This is a genomic window from Cellulosimicrobium sp. G4 BAM 1002 (assembly GCF_057126935.1).
Map to the genome: position 1 here is coordinate 4,575,958 of NZ_CP182109.1, position 14,775 is coordinate 4,590,732.

General features: G+C 72.8%; 18 protein-coding genes. 7 read left to right on the forward strand and 11 right to left on the reverse strand.

Features of this window, described 5'->3' with window-relative positions; all coding sequences use genetic code 11:
- Nucleotides 1-57 precede the first annotated feature (57 nt).
- The 3 genes from ACMXGY_RS20395 to ACMXGY_RS20405 are packed head-to-tail and all read right to left on the reverse strand — an operon-like array spanning nt 58 to nt 1,843.
- Entirely contained in the window at nt 58-435 is a 378-nt protein-coding gene (locus ACMXGY_RS20395; protein ID WP_483774798.1) for a fluoride efflux transporter FluC, read from the reverse strand.
- Nucleotides 432-890: a fluoride efflux transporter FluC gene (locus ACMXGY_RS20400; protein WP_483774799.1), complete on the reverse strand. Its 459-nt coding sequence runs from the start codon at nt 888-890 to the stop codon at nt 432-434. The genes ACMXGY_RS20395 and ACMXGY_RS20400 overlap by 4 nt, the downstream gene beginning before the upstream one ends.
- Before the next feature lie 2 nt (nt 891-892).
- Nucleotides 893-1,843, reverse strand: a complete 951-nt coding sequence (locus ACMXGY_RS20405; RefSeq protein ID WP_483774800.1) for a hypothetical protein — start codon at nt 1,841-1,843, stop codon at nt 893-895.
- A gap of 474 nt (nt 1,844-2,317) precedes the next feature.
- Between ACMXGY_RS20405 and ACMXGY_RS20410 the strand changes: the two genes are divergently transcribed.
- A complete protein-coding gene (locus ACMXGY_RS20410) occupies nt 2,318-3,391 on the forward strand; it encodes a 3-keto-disaccharide hydrolase (RefSeq protein WP_483774801.1) in 1,074 nt (357 codons plus the stop codon).
- Nucleotides 3,392-3,407: 16 nt separating this feature from the next.
- On the opposite strand, the gene ACMXGY_RS20415 is transcribed toward ACMXGY_RS20410, so the two are convergent.
- Nucleotides 3,408-4,502: a saccharopine dehydrogenase NADP-binding domain-containing protein gene (locus ACMXGY_RS20415; RefSeq protein ID WP_483774802.1), complete on the reverse strand. Its 1,095-nt coding sequence runs from the start codon at nt 4,500-4,502 to the stop codon at nt 3,408-3,410.
- Between the two features lie 71 nt (nt 4,503-4,573).
- Between ACMXGY_RS20415 and ACMXGY_RS20420 the strand changes: the two genes are divergently transcribed.
- Together ACMXGY_RS20420 and ACMXGY_RS20425 are read left to right on the forward strand one after the other, a co-directional pair.
- Nucleotides 4,574-5,521 (forward strand): helix-turn-helix domain-containing protein, encoded by a 948-nt coding sequence (locus tag ACMXGY_RS20420; protein ID WP_483774803.1) that lies wholly within the window; start codon nt 4,574-4,576, stop codon nt 5,519-5,521.
- Nucleotides 5,522-5,643: 122 nt separating this feature from the next.
- The gene (locus ACMXGY_RS20425; RefSeq protein WP_483774804.1) at nt 5,644-6,078 is read left to right on the forward strand and encodes a hypothetical protein; all 435 of its coding nucleotides are present in this window, start codon (nt 5,644-5,646) and stop codon (nt 6,076-6,078) included.
- Here ACMXGY_RS20425 and ACMXGY_RS20430 read toward each other — a convergent pair.
- The gene (locus ACMXGY_RS20430) at nt 6,054-6,641 is read right to left on the reverse strand and encodes a dihydrofolate reductase family protein (protein WP_483774805.1); all 588 of its coding nucleotides are present in this window, start codon (nt 6,639-6,641) and stop codon (nt 6,054-6,056) included. The genes ACMXGY_RS20425 and ACMXGY_RS20430 overlap by 25 nt on opposite strands.
- A 64-nt stretch (nt 6,642-6,705) precedes the next feature.
- Here ACMXGY_RS20430 and ACMXGY_RS20435 point away from each other — a divergent pair, with 64 nt between their 5' ends.
- Nucleotides 6,706-7,578 (forward strand): AraC family transcriptional regulator, encoded by an 873-nt coding sequence (locus ACMXGY_RS20435; protein WP_483774806.1) that lies wholly within the window; start codon nt 6,706-6,708, stop codon nt 7,576-7,578.
- A gap of 60 nt (nt 7,579-7,638) precedes the next feature.
- Here ACMXGY_RS20435 and ACMXGY_RS20440 read toward each other — a convergent pair whose 3' ends face one another.
- Nucleotides 7,639-8,184 (reverse strand): hypothetical protein, encoded by a 546-nt coding sequence (locus ACMXGY_RS20440; protein WP_483774807.1) that lies wholly within the window; start codon nt 8,182-8,184, stop codon nt 7,639-7,641.
- A 191-nt stretch (nt 8,185-8,375) separates the two neighbouring features.
- Complete coding sequence (locus ACMXGY_RS20445; RefSeq protein ID WP_483774808.1) at nt 8,376-9,167, reverse strand: SDR family NAD(P)-dependent oxidoreductase; 792 nt, start codon at nt 9,165-9,167, stop codon at nt 8,376-8,378.
- A 134-nt stretch (nt 9,168-9,301) separates the two neighbouring features.
- On the opposite strand from ACMXGY_RS20445, the gene ACMXGY_RS20450 reads away from it, so the two are divergent.
- Entirely contained in the window at nt 9,302-9,826 is a 525-nt protein-coding gene (locus ACMXGY_RS20450) for a MarR family winged helix-turn-helix transcriptional regulator (protein WP_483774809.1), read from the forward strand.
- On the opposite strand, the gene ACMXGY_RS20455 is transcribed toward ACMXGY_RS20450, so the two are convergent.
- Both ACMXGY_RS20455 and ACMXGY_RS20460 read right to left on the reverse strand, forming a co-directional pair.
- Nucleotides 9,823-10,830, reverse strand: coding sequence for an alpha/beta hydrolase (locus ACMXGY_RS20455; RefSeq protein WP_483774810.1), 1,008 nt, complete (start codon nt 10,828-10,830; stop codon nt 9,823-9,825). The genes ACMXGY_RS20450 and ACMXGY_RS20455 overlap by 4 nt on opposite strands.
- Nucleotides 10,831-10,976: 146 nt before the next feature.
- On the reverse strand, nt 10,977-11,615 hold the full coding sequence (locus ACMXGY_RS20460; RefSeq protein ID WP_483774811.1) for a TetR/AcrR family transcriptional regulator: 639 nt from the start codon (nt 11,613-11,615) through the stop codon (nt 10,977-10,979).
- 37 nt (nt 11,616-11,652) lie between these two features.
- On the opposite strand from ACMXGY_RS20460, the gene ACMXGY_RS20465 reads away from it, so the two are divergent.
- Complete coding sequence (locus ACMXGY_RS20465; protein ID WP_483774812.1) at nt 11,653-12,186, forward strand: DnaJ family domain-containing protein; 534 nt, start codon at nt 11,653-11,655, stop codon at nt 12,184-12,186.
- Between the two features lie 376 nt (nt 12,187-12,562).
- On the opposite strand, the gene ACMXGY_RS20470 is transcribed toward ACMXGY_RS20465, so the two are convergent.
- Nucleotides 12,563-12,724 (reverse strand): response regulator transcription factor, encoded by a 162-nt coding sequence (locus tag ACMXGY_RS20470; RefSeq protein ID WP_483776912.1) that lies wholly within the window; start codon nt 12,722-12,724, stop codon nt 12,563-12,565.
- Between the two features lie 126 nt (nt 12,725-12,850).
- The gene (locus tag ACMXGY_RS20475) at nt 12,851-13,747 is read right to left on the reverse strand and encodes an oxidoreductase (RefSeq protein ID WP_483774813.1); all 897 of its coding nucleotides are present in this window, start codon (nt 13,745-13,747) and stop codon (nt 12,851-12,853) included.
- An 87-nt stretch (nt 13,748-13,834) separates the two neighbouring features.
- Between ACMXGY_RS20475 and ACMXGY_RS20480 the strand changes: the two genes are divergently transcribed.
- Nucleotides 13,835-14,398, forward strand: a complete 564-nt coding sequence (locus ACMXGY_RS20480) for a TetR/AcrR family transcriptional regulator (RefSeq protein ID WP_483774814.1) — start codon at nt 13,835-13,837, stop codon at nt 14,396-14,398.
- Nucleotides 14,399-14,775: the final 377 nt, after the last annotated feature.

Below are 14,775 nucleotides of genomic sequence, written 5' to 3' on the forward strand. Positions count from 1 at the left end.
GTTGCACGAGTTGGATGCCTGCGCAACCCTGAGATTGCACATCGCCTCGCGCGCGGCTCACCCGCTCGCGACTGCGATCCCCACGACAGCCGCCGCCAGGCACAGGACGAGCATCCCGAGCGCGTGCACGAGCGCCACCGCACCCCGGCCCGCGAGCATCAGGCGCGCGCCCTCGACCGACGCCGTCGAGAACGTCGAGTACCCGCCGAGGAACCCGACGCCGAGCACGGCCGCCACGTCCCCGCCACCCGGGTGGCTCAGACCCCAGCCCGTGAGGAGCCCCAGCAGGAAGCAGGCCGTGACGTTGACGACGACCGTCCCGATCGGCGTCGACGAGCGGCTCGCCCGCGCCACGAGCATGTCCACCAGGAACCGCGACGCCGCGCCGAGGCCGCCCGCGACCGCGACCAGGAGCAGCTCGGGGAACGCCGTCACGCGGCCTCACCGCCGTCGTCGGCAGGCGCGGCCCCGCGCCGTCGGCCCGCCCCCGCGAGCGCCGTCCCCCCGCACGCCGCCGCGACCCCCAGGACGACGCTGCCCAGCGCGTACGCAGCCCCGAGCGCCACGTGCCCGCCGCTCGCGAGGCGCTCGACCTCGACGGCGAACGTGGAGTACGTCGTGAAGCCCCCGAGCACGCCCGTCCCGCAGCCGAGCCGGACGCCCCGGCGCCACCCGCGGTCGGGCCCCGAGAGCAGGAGCCGCTGGAGCAGCACGCCCAGCACGAACGACCCGACGACGTTGATGCCGAAGGTCGTCCACGGCCACGCCCCCGGCTCGGGCGCGAACGCCCGCTCCAGCAGCGCGCGCGCCGTCGTGCCGACCGCTCCCCCGGCGGCGACCAGGCCCGCGACCGCGAGCAGCCGGCGGCCCCCGAGCGGATCCGTCACCATGCTCAGGGCGCCGACGGGTCGATCAGGTTCGGGACCGGCTGGTCGTCCCACGCCTGCGCCAGCTCGTGGTCGGTGACGACGAACCCGACGGCCTGCGCCACGGGCAGCACCTGCTCGCGCTCCAGGCCGTCACCGATCCCGAGCCGCAGCAGGATCACGACGCTGCCCGTGGACAGCATGACCGACGGCCCCTCCCCCGCGTCGAGGATCTCGTACGTGGGCTCGAACCCGGGCTGTGGCACCGCCGCCGCGAGGGTCTCGTGCGCCGGTCCCGTGGTGTCGGCGAGAGGTTCACCCTCGAACGCGGCGTCGAACGCGGCGACGACGCCCTCGGCCGCCTCCTTGGACCCCGTCTCCACGACGACGACGTCGAGCGCCACCGTCGGGCCGTCGTGCGAGACGACCCGCGCCTCGAAGCCGCCCTGGCACACGCCGGCCACGCCCTCGGTGATCGCGGGGATCGCCGGGAGGCCGTCGCACGCGAAGTCGCGACGCGCCGTGAGGGCGATCCGGTCGTCGTTGACGACGTAGTCGTTGTCGCCGAAGAAGTCCCACGACATCGGTGCGAGCGCCGGGCCGTTCGTCGGGTCCATCTCAGCCCCGGCGCGGTACTGCGCCTCGAGCCAGGGCTCGTCGTCGGCCACCTCCTGCGCCGGGTCGGGCTCCTCGGCCGGCGGCGCCGTGTCGGTCTGCTCCGGGACGGGCTGCTCCGGGACCGGCTGCGACACGTCCTCCCCCGTCGGCTGCGTCGCGGCCGGCGGTTCGGTGACCGGCGGCGCGTCGTCGCGCAGCCCGAGCCACACGGCCGCCGCCACGCCACCCAGGACGACGACGCCTCCCACCACCGAGAGCACGGCGATCAGCGGACCGCGCGACCGGCCCCCGGGGAACTCCGCGTACGGGGAGAACGCGTACGGGTCCGACGGCGGAGCTTCCTGCCGTCCCGGCACCACGGTCGCCTCCAGTGCCGGCGGGCCGGCCTGCCACCCGGACGGCGCCTGCTGCCCGTACGGCGCCCGACCCGCCTGGCCGTACGGCGCCTGGCCGTAGGGGGTCTGGCCGTACGGTGCCTGACCGTACGGGGCCTGACCGTACGGGCCCTGACCGGAGGGAACTTGACCGTACGGCGGCGGACCGGGCGGTCCGGGCGGCGGCGGAGGCTGCTGCTCGGAGCCCGGACCCGGAGCGGACGAGCCGTCCGGTCCGTACACACGAGGGGCCCGCATGACGGTCTGGTCGTCGACCGGGTCGTAGGGCTCCTGGGGTCCGGACATCGGTACGGGTCCTCTCGTCGCGCGAAGGGGTGCCCGTGCAGGGTAGCGGCCCGCCGCCGACTGCCGGAGACCCGCCTGCGCCGGCCTTCCCGTTGAGCGCCCCGCGCGGTCGTGCCTAGGGTGGGGAGAGCATCCTCGAACGATGGAGTTCCGATGACGAACCGCACCCGCGCGGCCGTGGCGACGGCGCTCGTCGCCGTGGTCGCCCTCGCCGTTCCTGCCGCCGCCGCGCCTGAGGCCGCACAGGAGGCGGCACCGCAGGCAGCACCGTCGGTCGCCGACGACGGGTACGAGGTGATCTTCGACGGCACCCAGGAGTCGTTCGACGCGTGGGAGTACGCGGGCGACGGCGGCTTCGACCTGCTCGACGACGGCACGATCCGCAGCCGCGTCGGCGAGGACGGCGGCTTCGGCACCCTCTGGTACCCGGTGCAGGAGTACGGCGACTTCTCCCTCACCCTCGAGTTCCGCGACGACGCCCCCGGCGACCTGCGCGGCAACAGCGGCGTCCAGGTGCGCTTCCCCGACCTCTCGGGCCCGGTCGAGGGATGCCCCACGACGTTCAACGGCAACGAGACGAACAACCTGTCGTGGATCGCGGTCAACTGCGGGCACGAGATCCAGGTCAACGACTCCCCCGAGGGCGGGTCGAACGACCCGCGCAAGACCGGCTCGGTCTACGGGTTCGCCGACATCGGCCTCGACCGCGCGATGCCCACCCCGAAGGGGACGTGGAACGAGCTCGAGGTGCGCGTCGTCGGGCAGCACTACACCGTGATCCGCAACGGCGTCGTCATCAACGAGTACGAGAACCTGCCCGGCGTGCCGTTCCCCGGCCGCCCGCTCGACCCGGACTCGAGCAGCCGCGGCCTCGTCGGTCACGTCGGGCTCCAGGCGCACGGCTCCGCGCCGGACGTGGTCTCCTACCGCGACGTCCGCATCCGCGAGCTGCCGCCCGTGCACGTCGAGGTCGACGCGCGCTGCCTGGCCGGCACCGCGCACGTCGCGGTCCGCGCGCTGAACGTCGGGGACGACGCCGTCGACGTCACGCTCGGCACGCCCGCGGGCGAGCGCACGTTCACCGACGTGCAGGCGGGCAGGAACGCCTACCGGTCGTTCAGCACGCGCGCCCCGTCGGTCGAGGCCGGGACGGCGACCCTGACGGTCACCGGCGACGACGGGCCCGTCGTCGTCGAGACCCCGTACGCGGGCGTCGACTGCGGCTGACCGCGAACCACGGGGGTCAGCCGCGCGCGTGGGACGGGGCGTGCACCGCGAGGCGAGGCGCCAGAGCCCGGAGGAAGTCCGGGGCGTCGAACGCCGCGCCGGCGGAGGCGACGCCGGAGGTCAGGGCCCGGCCCGAGAGGATGCGGGCGACCGCCTCGACCGCGAGGGGCGCGCTGATCGCGTAGATGTCCCGGCCCGAGGCGGCCAGGCGGCGCTCCGTGCCGCCGGACCGGACGACGACGTCGACCACGAAGGTCTGGTCGGAGCGACCGTGCTCGTCGACGGCGGTCGGGGGCATGGCACCGGGCGCGGAGAGGTCCGCGGCCGCCACGGCGGTCATGGAGGTGCGCACCTCCGGGATCGCGAAGTGGCTGGGCACGGTGACGACGTCGGCCATGGTGAACTCGCCGATCACGCGCTGCGTCCCGAGCGGGGCCGGGAAGGTCCAGTCCAGGGTCGGCAGCGCGTCGTCGTGGTGCTCCAGCCGCCCACCCGTGAAGCGCAGGCGGCGCCCGCCACGACGACGGCCCGAGACCGTCCCGGCGGCGAGCGTCCCGGCCGTCGGGTGCCAGCTGCTCAGGCCGTACGCGACGTGCGCCTCGTCCGCGCTGGTCCAGTCGCCCATCGCCGCCGTGACCAGCAGGTCGCCGAGACCGCCGAAGAACGCCATGGCCGGGACGACCACCGTGGCCGCCGCACGGGCACGGTCGGCGAAGTCCGCGAAGGTGTCGAGGTTGGCCTCGATCTCGGCCGCGACGTCGACGTACGGGATCCGCGCGCGCAGCGCCGCCTCGACCACGGGCGCGGCGGTCGTCGCGAAGGGTCCCGCGCAGTTGACGACGGCGGCGGCCCCGGCCAGCGCGCGGTCCAGCGAGGCCGGGTCGTCCACCGACGCCACCCGGGCCTCGAGCGCCGGTCCCGTCCCTGCGGTGCGCGCGGTCGTCGCCGCCACCGCCGCCAGCCTCTCCCGGTCGCGGCCGACGAGCAGCGGGGCGTAGCCGCGCTCGAGCAGCTCGGCGACGACGAAGCTGCCGGTGTGCCCCGAGGCGCCGAACACCGCGACGACCTGGCCGGCAGCTGCCTGTGCTCCGTGGAGCTCGTTCGTGTCCATGTCGACGATCCTGGTGCGTCCGGGCGTCGCGGCCCAGTGTCCTGAACGACACGACCCGTACACTTTCGGACATGAGCCTCGACCCGCGGTCAGTCGCCGTCGCCACCACCGACGGCATGCTCCACTTCGAGCTCGCGATGGCCTACGAGGTCTTCGGCTCCCAGCCCGACGCCGTCCCCGGTCCCTGGTACGACGTCCAGGTCTGCGGTGCGCGCGGCGTCCGGGCGGGCCACCTCAGCGTGGAGCCGGACCGGGGGTTCGACGGCCTCGCGCAGGCCGGGACGGTGATCGTCCCCGCGGTGGCGGACGTCGACGCGGAGCCGCCGGCCGACCTCGTCGAGGCCGTGCGCGCGGCCCACCGGTCCGGCGCCCGGGTCGTCTCGCTGTGCACGGGCGCGTTCGTGCTCGCCGCGGCGGGCCTCCTGGACGGCCTGCGCGCGACGACGCACTGGGCCCACACCGACGAGCTCGCCGCGCGCTACCCGCAGGTCACCGTCGACCCCGACGTGCTCTACGTCGACAACGGCGACGTCCTCACGTCGGCGGGCAAGGCCGCGGCGATGGACCTGTGCCTCCACCTCGTCCGCCGCGACCACGGCTCGGCCGTCGCGAACGTCGTCGCGCGCCGTCTCGTCGTGCCGCCCCACCGGGCCGGTGGCCAGGCCCAGTTCGTCTCCACGCCGGTGCCCGCGCAGGACGACCACCCCCTCTCCGACCTGCTGCCCTGGATCATGGAGCGTCTCGACCAGCCGCTCACCGTGGAGGACCTGGCGCGCAGGGCGAGCATGAGCTCGCGCCATCTGGCCCGCCACTTCCATGCCGTCACCGGGACCACGCCGCTGCAGTGGCTGCTCGCGCAGCGCGTCCGCCGTGCGCAGGAGCTGCTGGAGTCCACGGACGACGGGATCGACGTGGTGGCCGCTGCCGCGGGCATGGGCACCGCGACGACGCTGCGCCGGCACTTCCACCGCACGGTCGGCGTCCCGCCGGACGCGTACCGTCGCACGTTCCGGGCGTGACAGCCGGGCACGTTCCCGCGAGGGGCGCGGGCAGCGTAGCCTTCCTGTGAGCCGCGGGGGGAGCGCCGGACGATGCTCGCTCCTCGACGCCCCGGGCCGACCGTCGACCGAGACAGCCACAGATGACCGACCTCGACTGGACCACGACCGACGCCGGGACCTGGCGCGCCCGGAACGGGCCGCGCGAGTACGTGATCTGTCACGATCCCGCCACCGAGACCTGGACGCTCTCCGGCCCCGACCGGACCTGGGACGCGCTGCCTGGCCTCGAGGTCGCCATGGAGGTGGCCGCGATCGCCGACGAGGTGCACCACGACGACGACCGGATGACGAGCTACCGCGTCGTGACGGCCGCCGGGGCGCAGCGGGGCGAGACGTTCGGCGCGGACAGCGACGACGGCGCGCTCGACGTGCTCCGCGCGCGTCGTCGCGCCGGCAACCTGCCGCTGGCACCGTTCCGGCTCGAGACCGACGACGGGCGCGTGGTCGGCGCCTGGAGGAGGGCCGCAGAGATCCCGTCGGGTGCGGCGGGCTACGGCTCGCGGACGACGTCGTAGGTCAGTGCCAGCGTGCCGAGGCTCGTCGTCCCGGACGCCGTGAGAAGGAGCGGTCGCGGTGCGGGGAGGTCGCGGAACAGGCGCTTCCCCGTCCCGAGCAGCAGCGGGTGGACGAAGAGCCGGAGCTGGTCGACGAGGTCCAGGAGCAGGAGCTGGTGCACCAGGTCGCCGCTGCCCAGCACCGCCACGTCCCCCTCCCCGTCGGCCTTGAGCACCCGGACCGCGGGCTCGAGGTCGCCCTCGAGCACCGTCGCGCCCTCCCAGGCGAGCTCGGTGAGCGTGCGGGTCGCGACGTGCTTGGGCGTGCGGTTCAGCCGTCGCGCCATGGGGTCGTCGTCAGGCTGGTGGGGCCAGAACGCGGCCATCTTCTCGTAGGTGCGCCGGCCGAACAGGTACGCCGTCGTGCGGTCGGGACCGTCGGCGACCGCCTCGTGGACCGCGGGCGCGTACGGCAGGCCCCAGCCGCCGTGGGTGAACCCGCCGTCGGTGTCCTCCTCGGGCGACCCGAGGCCCTGCATGACGCCGTCGACGGTGAGGAACTCGATGACCACCAGGTTGCGCATGACTCGATGCTGGACCGGGCGCGACCGCGGTGGCTTGAAGAAATCTGACCGGCGACACTGAGGCATGGAGGGTCCGCACCGCATCGAGGTGGTCGCGCACCGCACCGCGCCCGCGCTCGCGGGTCTGGTGGCCGGAGTCGTGGGCATGTCCGAGCGGGCACCGGGCGTCGTGCGGCGTCGGCAGCCCGCGGGGAGCCTGCTCCCGCTGGTCCTCTCGTTCGGCGAGCGCCTGAAGATCGACGCTCTCTCGGACGGCACCGGCGCCGGCCGGTCCTACGGGTCGTTCGTCTCCGGCTTCTCGACCGGCCACGCGAGCACGCACTTCGACGGAGGTCAGGACTGCGTGCAGGTCTACCTCACCCCGCTCGGCGTCCGCCGCGTCCTGGGCGTCCCGGGCGGCGAGCTCGCCCGCCACGTCGTCGCGGTGGACGACGTCGTCCCCGCCCTGGGCGACGCGCTCGCCGACCGGCTGGCGTCGGCGCGGACCTGGGCAGAGCGGTTCGCGCTCGTCGAGGCAGCGCTGCTGCGGCAGGTGGCGGGGACAGAGAGCGTGCCGCCCTGGGTGGGCTGGATGTGGCAGCAGATCGAGGCGAGCGGCGGTCGAGCGCGGATCGGTCCGCTCGTCGAACGCACGGGCTGGAGCCACCGCCACGTGGCGACCGTGTTCCGGGAACAGGTGGGCCTGACGCCGAAGCAGGCGGCCGCCGTCGTCCGGTTCGAGCGCGCGGCGGCCGACCTCGGCCGGCTACCGCTGGCCGACGTCGCCGCCCGCCACGGGTACGCCGACCAGAGCCACCTCTCGCGCGCGGTCGCCCGCTACGCCGGCGAGACGCCGGGCGCGCTCGCCGCGGCGCGGCGCCCGACGCCGAGGACCGCACTGGCCGGAGCGGACCCGGTTCGCCCGGCGATCACGCCGGCCCGGAACACCCGGGGGTGAGCCGCGCGCCGTCGTCCTTCTCGGTTGCCGTACGGCTGAGGTCGAACCGGGAGCAGCGGCTCAGTACAGCTGGCTCAGGGTGTGCGCGGCGCTGAGCGCACCGAGGACGAACCCCAGCGCGGTGCAGGCGATGGCGACACCGAGCGCGATCTTCGCCGTCTTCTCGTTCCGCTTGACCGCGATCGCGGAGAACACGATCGCGAGCACCCCGAACACGATGGGGAGGAAGAAGACCGCGACCGGGCTGAAGACGTACGCCAGGATCGTGCGCCACGTCATGGGCTGAGGACCGGCGGGCGCGTACTGGCCGTAGCCGGCCGGCCCGCCGTAGGGCGACCCGTACGGCTGCGCCTGCGCGGGGTACTGCGCGCCGTACGGCTGGCCGGGCGTCGGGTACGGGGTCGGTGCGGCCTGCGGCGCCATCTGCCCGTAGGCCGGCTGGTGCTGCTGCTCGGGCTGGGCGGGCTGACCGTAGCCCGGCTGAGCCTGACCGTAGCCAGGCTGAGCCTGACCGTAGCCAGGCTGGGCCTGGCCGTAGGGGCCGGGTGCCTGCGGCTGCTGAGGGGCGTCGCCGCCCTGGTACGGCGGGTACGGAGGTTGGCTCACGTCGTCGTTCCTTCGTCGCGGGTCGCGCCCTCGCGGGGCTGGCGCGCGCCGTCGTCGACTGCTCGCGTCATCACTGGAGGGGCACAGCGGGGTGCGCCGTGCGGCGCGCTTCGAAGGCTAGCGCCTGTGAACGGCGCCGTTCAGCACCGGCTCTGGCGGCCGGAGGTCCGGTCCGAGCTCCCCCGCCCCCGTCAGAGCGTCGTCGTGAGGACACCGCCGTCGGCACGCAGGGCGGCGCCGTTGGTGGCGGACGAGACCGGGCTGGCCAGGTAGGTGGCGAGGTGAGCGATCTCCGCGGGCTCGATGAAGCGCTGCAGCAGCGACGTGTGGTTGGCGGTCTCGATCGCGCTCTTCATGTCGTCCGCTGCGAGTCCCTGGGCCCGTGCGACGTCCGCGACGGCCCGGGCGACGCCGTCGGAGAACGTCGGTCCGCCGAGGATGGTGTTGACCGTGACGCTCGACCCACGGGTGCGCTTGGCCAACCCGTTGGCCAGGGCGATCGTGGCGGCCTTGGTCGCGCCGTAGTGCGTCATGTCGGCGGGGACGCTCACGCCGGACTCGCTGCTCACGAAGATGATCCGGCCCCAGCCTCGGGCCAGCATGCCCGGGAGGGCGTGCCGGGACAGGCGGACGCCGCTCATGACGTTGACGTCGAAGTACCGCTGCCAGTCGTCGTCGGAGATCTCCTCGAAGGCGGCGACCTCGAAGACGCCCACGTTGTTCACCAGCACGTCCACCTCGCCGAGCGACCCGAGCAGCCGTCGGACCTGCTCGGAGTCCGCGAAGTCTGCCGGGATCCCCGAGACGGCAGCGCCCGGCACAGCGGCCTCGAGCCTCTCCACCGCCGCCGCGACCCGGTCCTCGCTGCGTCCGTTGACGACGACGGTCGCTCCCTCGGCGAGCAACGACTCGGCGATCGCGTAGCCGATGCCCTGCGTCGAGCCGCTGACGAAGGCCCTCTTCCCTACCAGGTCCAGATCCATGGTTCCTGTCTCTCCTCTGATCGCCGTGTCGGCGATGTCACTTGCTCAAGCAAGCCAAAGGTAGTCCCGTTGACTTTCCTGAGCAAGCGACTGGCAAGGGCGCGGCTGCCGCCTGGCCGCGTACGCTGACCGTCATGACGGACTCCGACGCCCCTGCCGGCGTCCCCACCGAGCTCACGGGCGAGGACCTCGAGACGTGGGCCGGCGTCGCGACGGTCCTGGAGTGGCTGCCTGCCGCCCTCGACGCGCAGCTCCAGCGCGACGCCCACCTCTCCCACTTCGAGTACGGCGTCCTGTACGCCCTGGCGAAGGCGCCGGACCGCACACTCCGGATGAGCGTCCTCGCCGGCTACGCGAACAGCACGCTCTCCCGGCTGTCCCGCGCGGCAACGCGGCTGGAGTCGCAGGGGTGGCTGAGACGCACCCCCGATCCCGCCGACGGCCGCTACACGCTGGCGGTGCTCACCGACCTCGGGAGCACGAAGGTCCAGGACGCCACCCCCGGCCACGTGGAGACCGTCCACCGGCTCGTGCTCGACCGCCTGACGGAGCGGCAGACGCGTCAGCTGCGGGAGATCACCCAGCGCATCACGCGGGCCATCCGGGAGGACGACGGCTGGAGGCCGCCAGCCCGGACCGGATCCGGAGGCGGGTCCTAGGCGTTCCGCCGCACGAACGTGACGCTCCGCGCGAGCGACCTCCGCGCGGCCTCGAGCCTCAGGTCGAACTGGTACTCGTGCCCGAGCCGCGCTCCGCGCTCCGTGTGGTCGTCCTCGAAGAAGAGGGTCTCGACGGTCGTGCCCGCGGCGGCGAGGCGCTCCGCGTAGAGACGCGCTCCCACCGTGAGCGCGTCCCCGTTGCCGCCGGTCAGGTAGACGGGCGGCATCCCCGGGTACACGTGGTCGACGAGGTTGAGCGTCGAGGTGCGCGGGTCGTCGAGGAAGGTCGCCGTCCCGAGGTACGACCAGCCGATGGTCGTCGAGGCCCAGGCGAGCAGACCCCGGCCCTCGCCCGAGACGACCGCGAGGTCGTACGGGCCGCAGCAGAGCACGAGCCCGGCGAGGGTGTCCGACGGCAGCTGCGTGCGCACCCCGACCTCGTCCCGGTACGCCGGGCTCGTCAGCACCGTGGCCGCCTGCGCCCCGAGGCTCGCACCGGCCGAGTCGCCGGCGAGGAACAGGCGCGACGGGTCGACGCCGACGGGCGGCTGCTCGCGCAGGTACCCGACGGCGTCGAGCACCTGCTGCAGCTGGTACGGGTACGGCTGCCGCGGAGCGAGGGTGTAGTCCGGAACCACCACCGTGAGCCCTTCGGCCGCCAGGATCGACGCCCACGCGGCGATCCCCGACCGCCGCCCGGCCAGCCACCCGCCGCCGTGCACCCACACGACCGTCGGCAGCGCCTCGCCGTCGCGACCCGCCGGCCGATACACGTCGAGGAACGCGTCGGGGTCGCCCGGCCGGTACCGCAGCCCCCGCTGCACCGTCACGACGCCGTCGTCCGGAGCGAACGCGGCGAGCACGCCCTCCGTCTCGCGCCCGCCCTTGTCGAACGCCGCGCGGACCACCCTCGCACGCACCCGGACGTCCCGGGCGAGCATGACCGCACCGACCGCGAGCGTCGCACCGACCGCGAACGCACCCCACGCGACCGCGCGGAGCACTCGGTCCCGGACCGTCCGCGGTCGTGCGCGGCCCCCGACGGTCCGTGACGAGCGACCGGGGACAGGCTGCGCAGGACGGGACGGCGTCACCTGCCGGACCCTAGCCGCTGTCGACGTGTCGCGCAGGGTGCGCGGGGTCGGCGCGATCAGGACGCGTCGGCGAAGAGGCGGTCCAGGTACCGGTCGATGGCGGCCAGCGCGGCCCGGGGTTCGATCACCTCGAGCTCGAGCAGCGGCGTGAACCCGGTCAGCGCGAGGAGGAGGTCCGTCTCGATGTCCGCGTCGCGGTCGGGCGCGATCTGCCCCTGAGCGATGGCCTCTCGGACGAGGCGCGCGACCATGGCGCGACCGTCCCGTAGTCCGAGGCTCGCCTGCTTGCGCAGCGCCGGGTCGTGCAGCGCCTCGAGGACGTAGGCGGCGCTCATGCGGCTCGAAGCACGCGCGTCGGGACGCAGCGGGAGCATCTCGGTGAGGACCAGCCGGAGCACGTCGCGAGGGTGCGGAGGCTGGTCGAGCGCAGCCAGCCCCCTCGTGACCCGGCCGCCGGTCTGCTCGGCAGCGAGCTCCATCGCGAAGGTCAACAGCTCCGTACGAGACGCGAAGTAGTGCTGCACGAGCCCCAGCGACACCCCCGCCTCGCGGGCGACCTCACGCATCGTGGCCTTCGCCCAACCGTGCTGGTCGACGACCCGCCACAGCGCACGCGCGATCGCCTCGCGACGCTCCTGGTGGTCCACCAGCTTCGGCACCCCGGCGCCCTCCTTGGTCGGCACTACGCGTGTCACAATACAGGTGTATGGCAATACATGGGACGGAGTGACGATGGCTGACCCGCACCTACCCGCCGCGTTCTACAACCCGTACGCGATGGCCATCGACGACGAAGTGGCGATCGCGCTGCTGGCTGACCTGCACATCCGGAGGGCGATCGAACGAGGCGAGTTCGACGACCTGCCCGGCAGCGGCAAGCCCCTCGACCTGCCCGATCGCCACGACCCCGACTGGTGGCTGAAGAACCTCGTGAAGCGCGACAGGCTCGTGCTGCTCCCGCCCTCCATCGAGCTCCGCAGAGAGGACGCCGCGCTGGACGACCGCCTCGACCGGCTGTGGAGCGAGGCGGACGTGCGCGACGAGATCGAGGAGTTCAACAGGCGAGTGATCCGCGGTCGCTACCAACCGCCCGCCGGCCCACCCCTGGTCACCATGCCGCGAGACGTCGAGGCGACGGTTGCCGCATGGGCGGACCGCCGCGCGGCGCGAGCGGCGGAGGCGCGAGCGAGGGCACGTGCGGAGGCATCTCACGAGGACCGCCGTCGCCGTCGACGCCTCCGTCGGCGACCGTCGTCGCCGAGCTGAGCCCTGATCCACGCGAGCAGGGCAAACCCGGGGCCAGCCGGTTGCGCTCGTCGTCGGTGTCGAGGTGCGGCGCAGATTGCACGGGAACGCCACTGTACCTTGCACGAACCCGGGCGCGCCGCGCCTCGACACGTGCGCGCGCTGTCGGCGGCGCCTTGCAACACCCAACCGATCTCGAGGACCGGGGCGCTGGTGGCAGTCGATCAACAGCACCCCGAGCCGCAGCAAGAAAGCCCGCCGGAGGTTCTGAACCTGCGGGAGTCTTGAACGAGGATTCCGACCGGCGTGTGAGGGCGGTCCAGGCTGGGTGTACGGAGCGCGTCGGAAACGGTGGTGGTCTCGCGATCGTCTGGCGTCAGTGGGCGAACGGTGGCTGTCACTCGCGAGCGGGCCGAGCCTCTACGAGGCCGGTCTCGTAGGCCACGATCACGAGTTGCGCCCGGTCGCGGGCGTGCAGCTTGGAAAGGAGGCGCCCGATGTGCGCCTTGACGGTGGCGAGGCTGAGGTGGAGTTGCTCGGCGATCTCCGCGTTGGACAGTCACCCGCGCCTTCAGCTCAGCCGAGCTCGGCGTACCCGGCTGGCTCCAACTCCCTCTCCCGCGGCGTCATGCGCGCCAGCCTGCCTCAGCTGGCGCCCAGCCACTGGACGTCCAAGGAACTGGCCTCAGGAGAGATATGAGACGCCGGTGAGCCGTTCGGACTGTTCCCAGACGAGACTTCCCAAGGTGCGATCCCGGGAGGCCTTGCTCGATGACGCCCGGTCAGGGTAGCCACGGATACCGAACAGTCCGGAGGGTCCGAGATACTCCCCGCCGTCGAGATCGGGGTCCGTGGCGGCCCTCAGGGTGGGGAGCGCCCCCATCGCGGGGGACCGACCGAGCATCCTTGCAGTGGCAAGGCTGACGAGGCGGAATCCGGCGGAGGAGTATCGGAAGATCGCCGTGGTAGCACCGCCGGGATGGGCTGCCACGGCGCGTGTCTCTGCCCGGGCCCGTCGCAGGCGTGCGTCCAGCTCGCGGGCAAAGACCAGGTTGGCAAGTTTGGATCGCTCGTACGCCCGCTCAGGCGCTTGGAAGTTCTCGCTGGTCAAGCCCGTCAGGCGGTGGCCGATGCTGCTGATCGCGATGATCCGTGAGCCCGGCACCGACGCCAGACGGGACAGAAGGTGCCCAGTGAGCGCGAAGTGACCAAGGTGGTTGACACCCATTTGCGGCTCGAAGCCGTCCTCGGTCGGCTCGCTGAGGCCGGTGATGCCGGCGTTGTTGATGAGCAGGTCGATCCGGGGAAACGCGTCCATGATGCGCTCGGCGGCCTCTCGCACTGAGGCGAGGGAAGCAAGTTCGAGCGCCAGCGGTCGAAACTGCCCAGCCGGTACATCCCGGCTGAGTCGGCCGGCGGCTTGTTCGGCGCGGACCATGTCTCGGCCTGTGACCACGACCGTTGCACCGCGCTCCGCGAGTCCCTTGGCGGTTTCGAATCCGAGCCCCGAGGTCGCGCCGGTCACGACGGCGACCCGGCCTGCCTGCGAAGGGATCTGGGTGGCGTCCCATCGTCTTGCCATGTCTCCTCCACTCGTAACATGAACTGTCGGTTCATGTTCTATGCTGAACGCAAGGTTCACATTCGTCAAGGTCCGACAGGAGGCGTGGTGGCAGACGAACAGGGCGTACGTGCCGACCGGCGCAGGAACCGTGTACGGATCATCGACGCTGCCCGCTCAGTGATCTTGGCGCGGGGTCGCGCCGCCGGGATGGACGAGATTGCAGCAGCAGCCGGCTTGGCCGTGGGCACGTTGTACCGGCACTTTCCAACGAAGGACGAGCTTGTCGACGCGATCCTGATGGAGCTCGCGGAGGAGACCAGCGCGCTGGTGGGGTCGTTCGAAGAAGCGCTCGCTTCGAAGCGCGAGAGTCCTATCGTTCTGCTCGAGGCGCTCTTGCGAACCGTCGTGGTTGAGCTGAGTACGACGCGGATGCTCCGCGATGCCCTCGGTGGATCCGAGCCTCAGCTGCGCGGCATGCAGGAACGAGCCAACGCGCTACTCGCGCAACTCGTGCAGGCTGCGCATCAGGACGAGACGCTGCGAGACGAAGTTCTCGTCGAAGACATTATTCTTCTGCTGCGTACTGCGCCGGACGAGCGCCTGTCGGCACAGGAGCGGGAACGCTGGTTGCAGACCGTGCTCCATGGTGTCCTTGCGACCCGACCCTAGGGTGCGCTCGTCAACAGACGAGGCCGGTCCCGTCGTCGTGACGAAGCTCGACCGCCCTGGGGCGAAGCGTGTCCCGCCTGGTGCGCGTCGTCGACGAGCTGGAGCGCCGCGGCGTCGCCACGCGGTCGCTGTCCGAGCAGATCGACCCGAGAGCTCGGCAAGCCGCCGTCAGACCCGGAACGACGAAAGTCCCGGCCGAGTAGAACTCGACCGGGACTTCCCGCGTCATCTGGGCATCCGACTAACCGGGGACCCCTAGGGATGAGGGGCGTGGTGAGGCCATACGGACACCGCATCGTCGAGTCGAGAACTCGCCGTGCTGCATAGATGCGGGTTCGTGCAATCTAGATTGCTGTTGACGTGCAGCGCAGATCGCG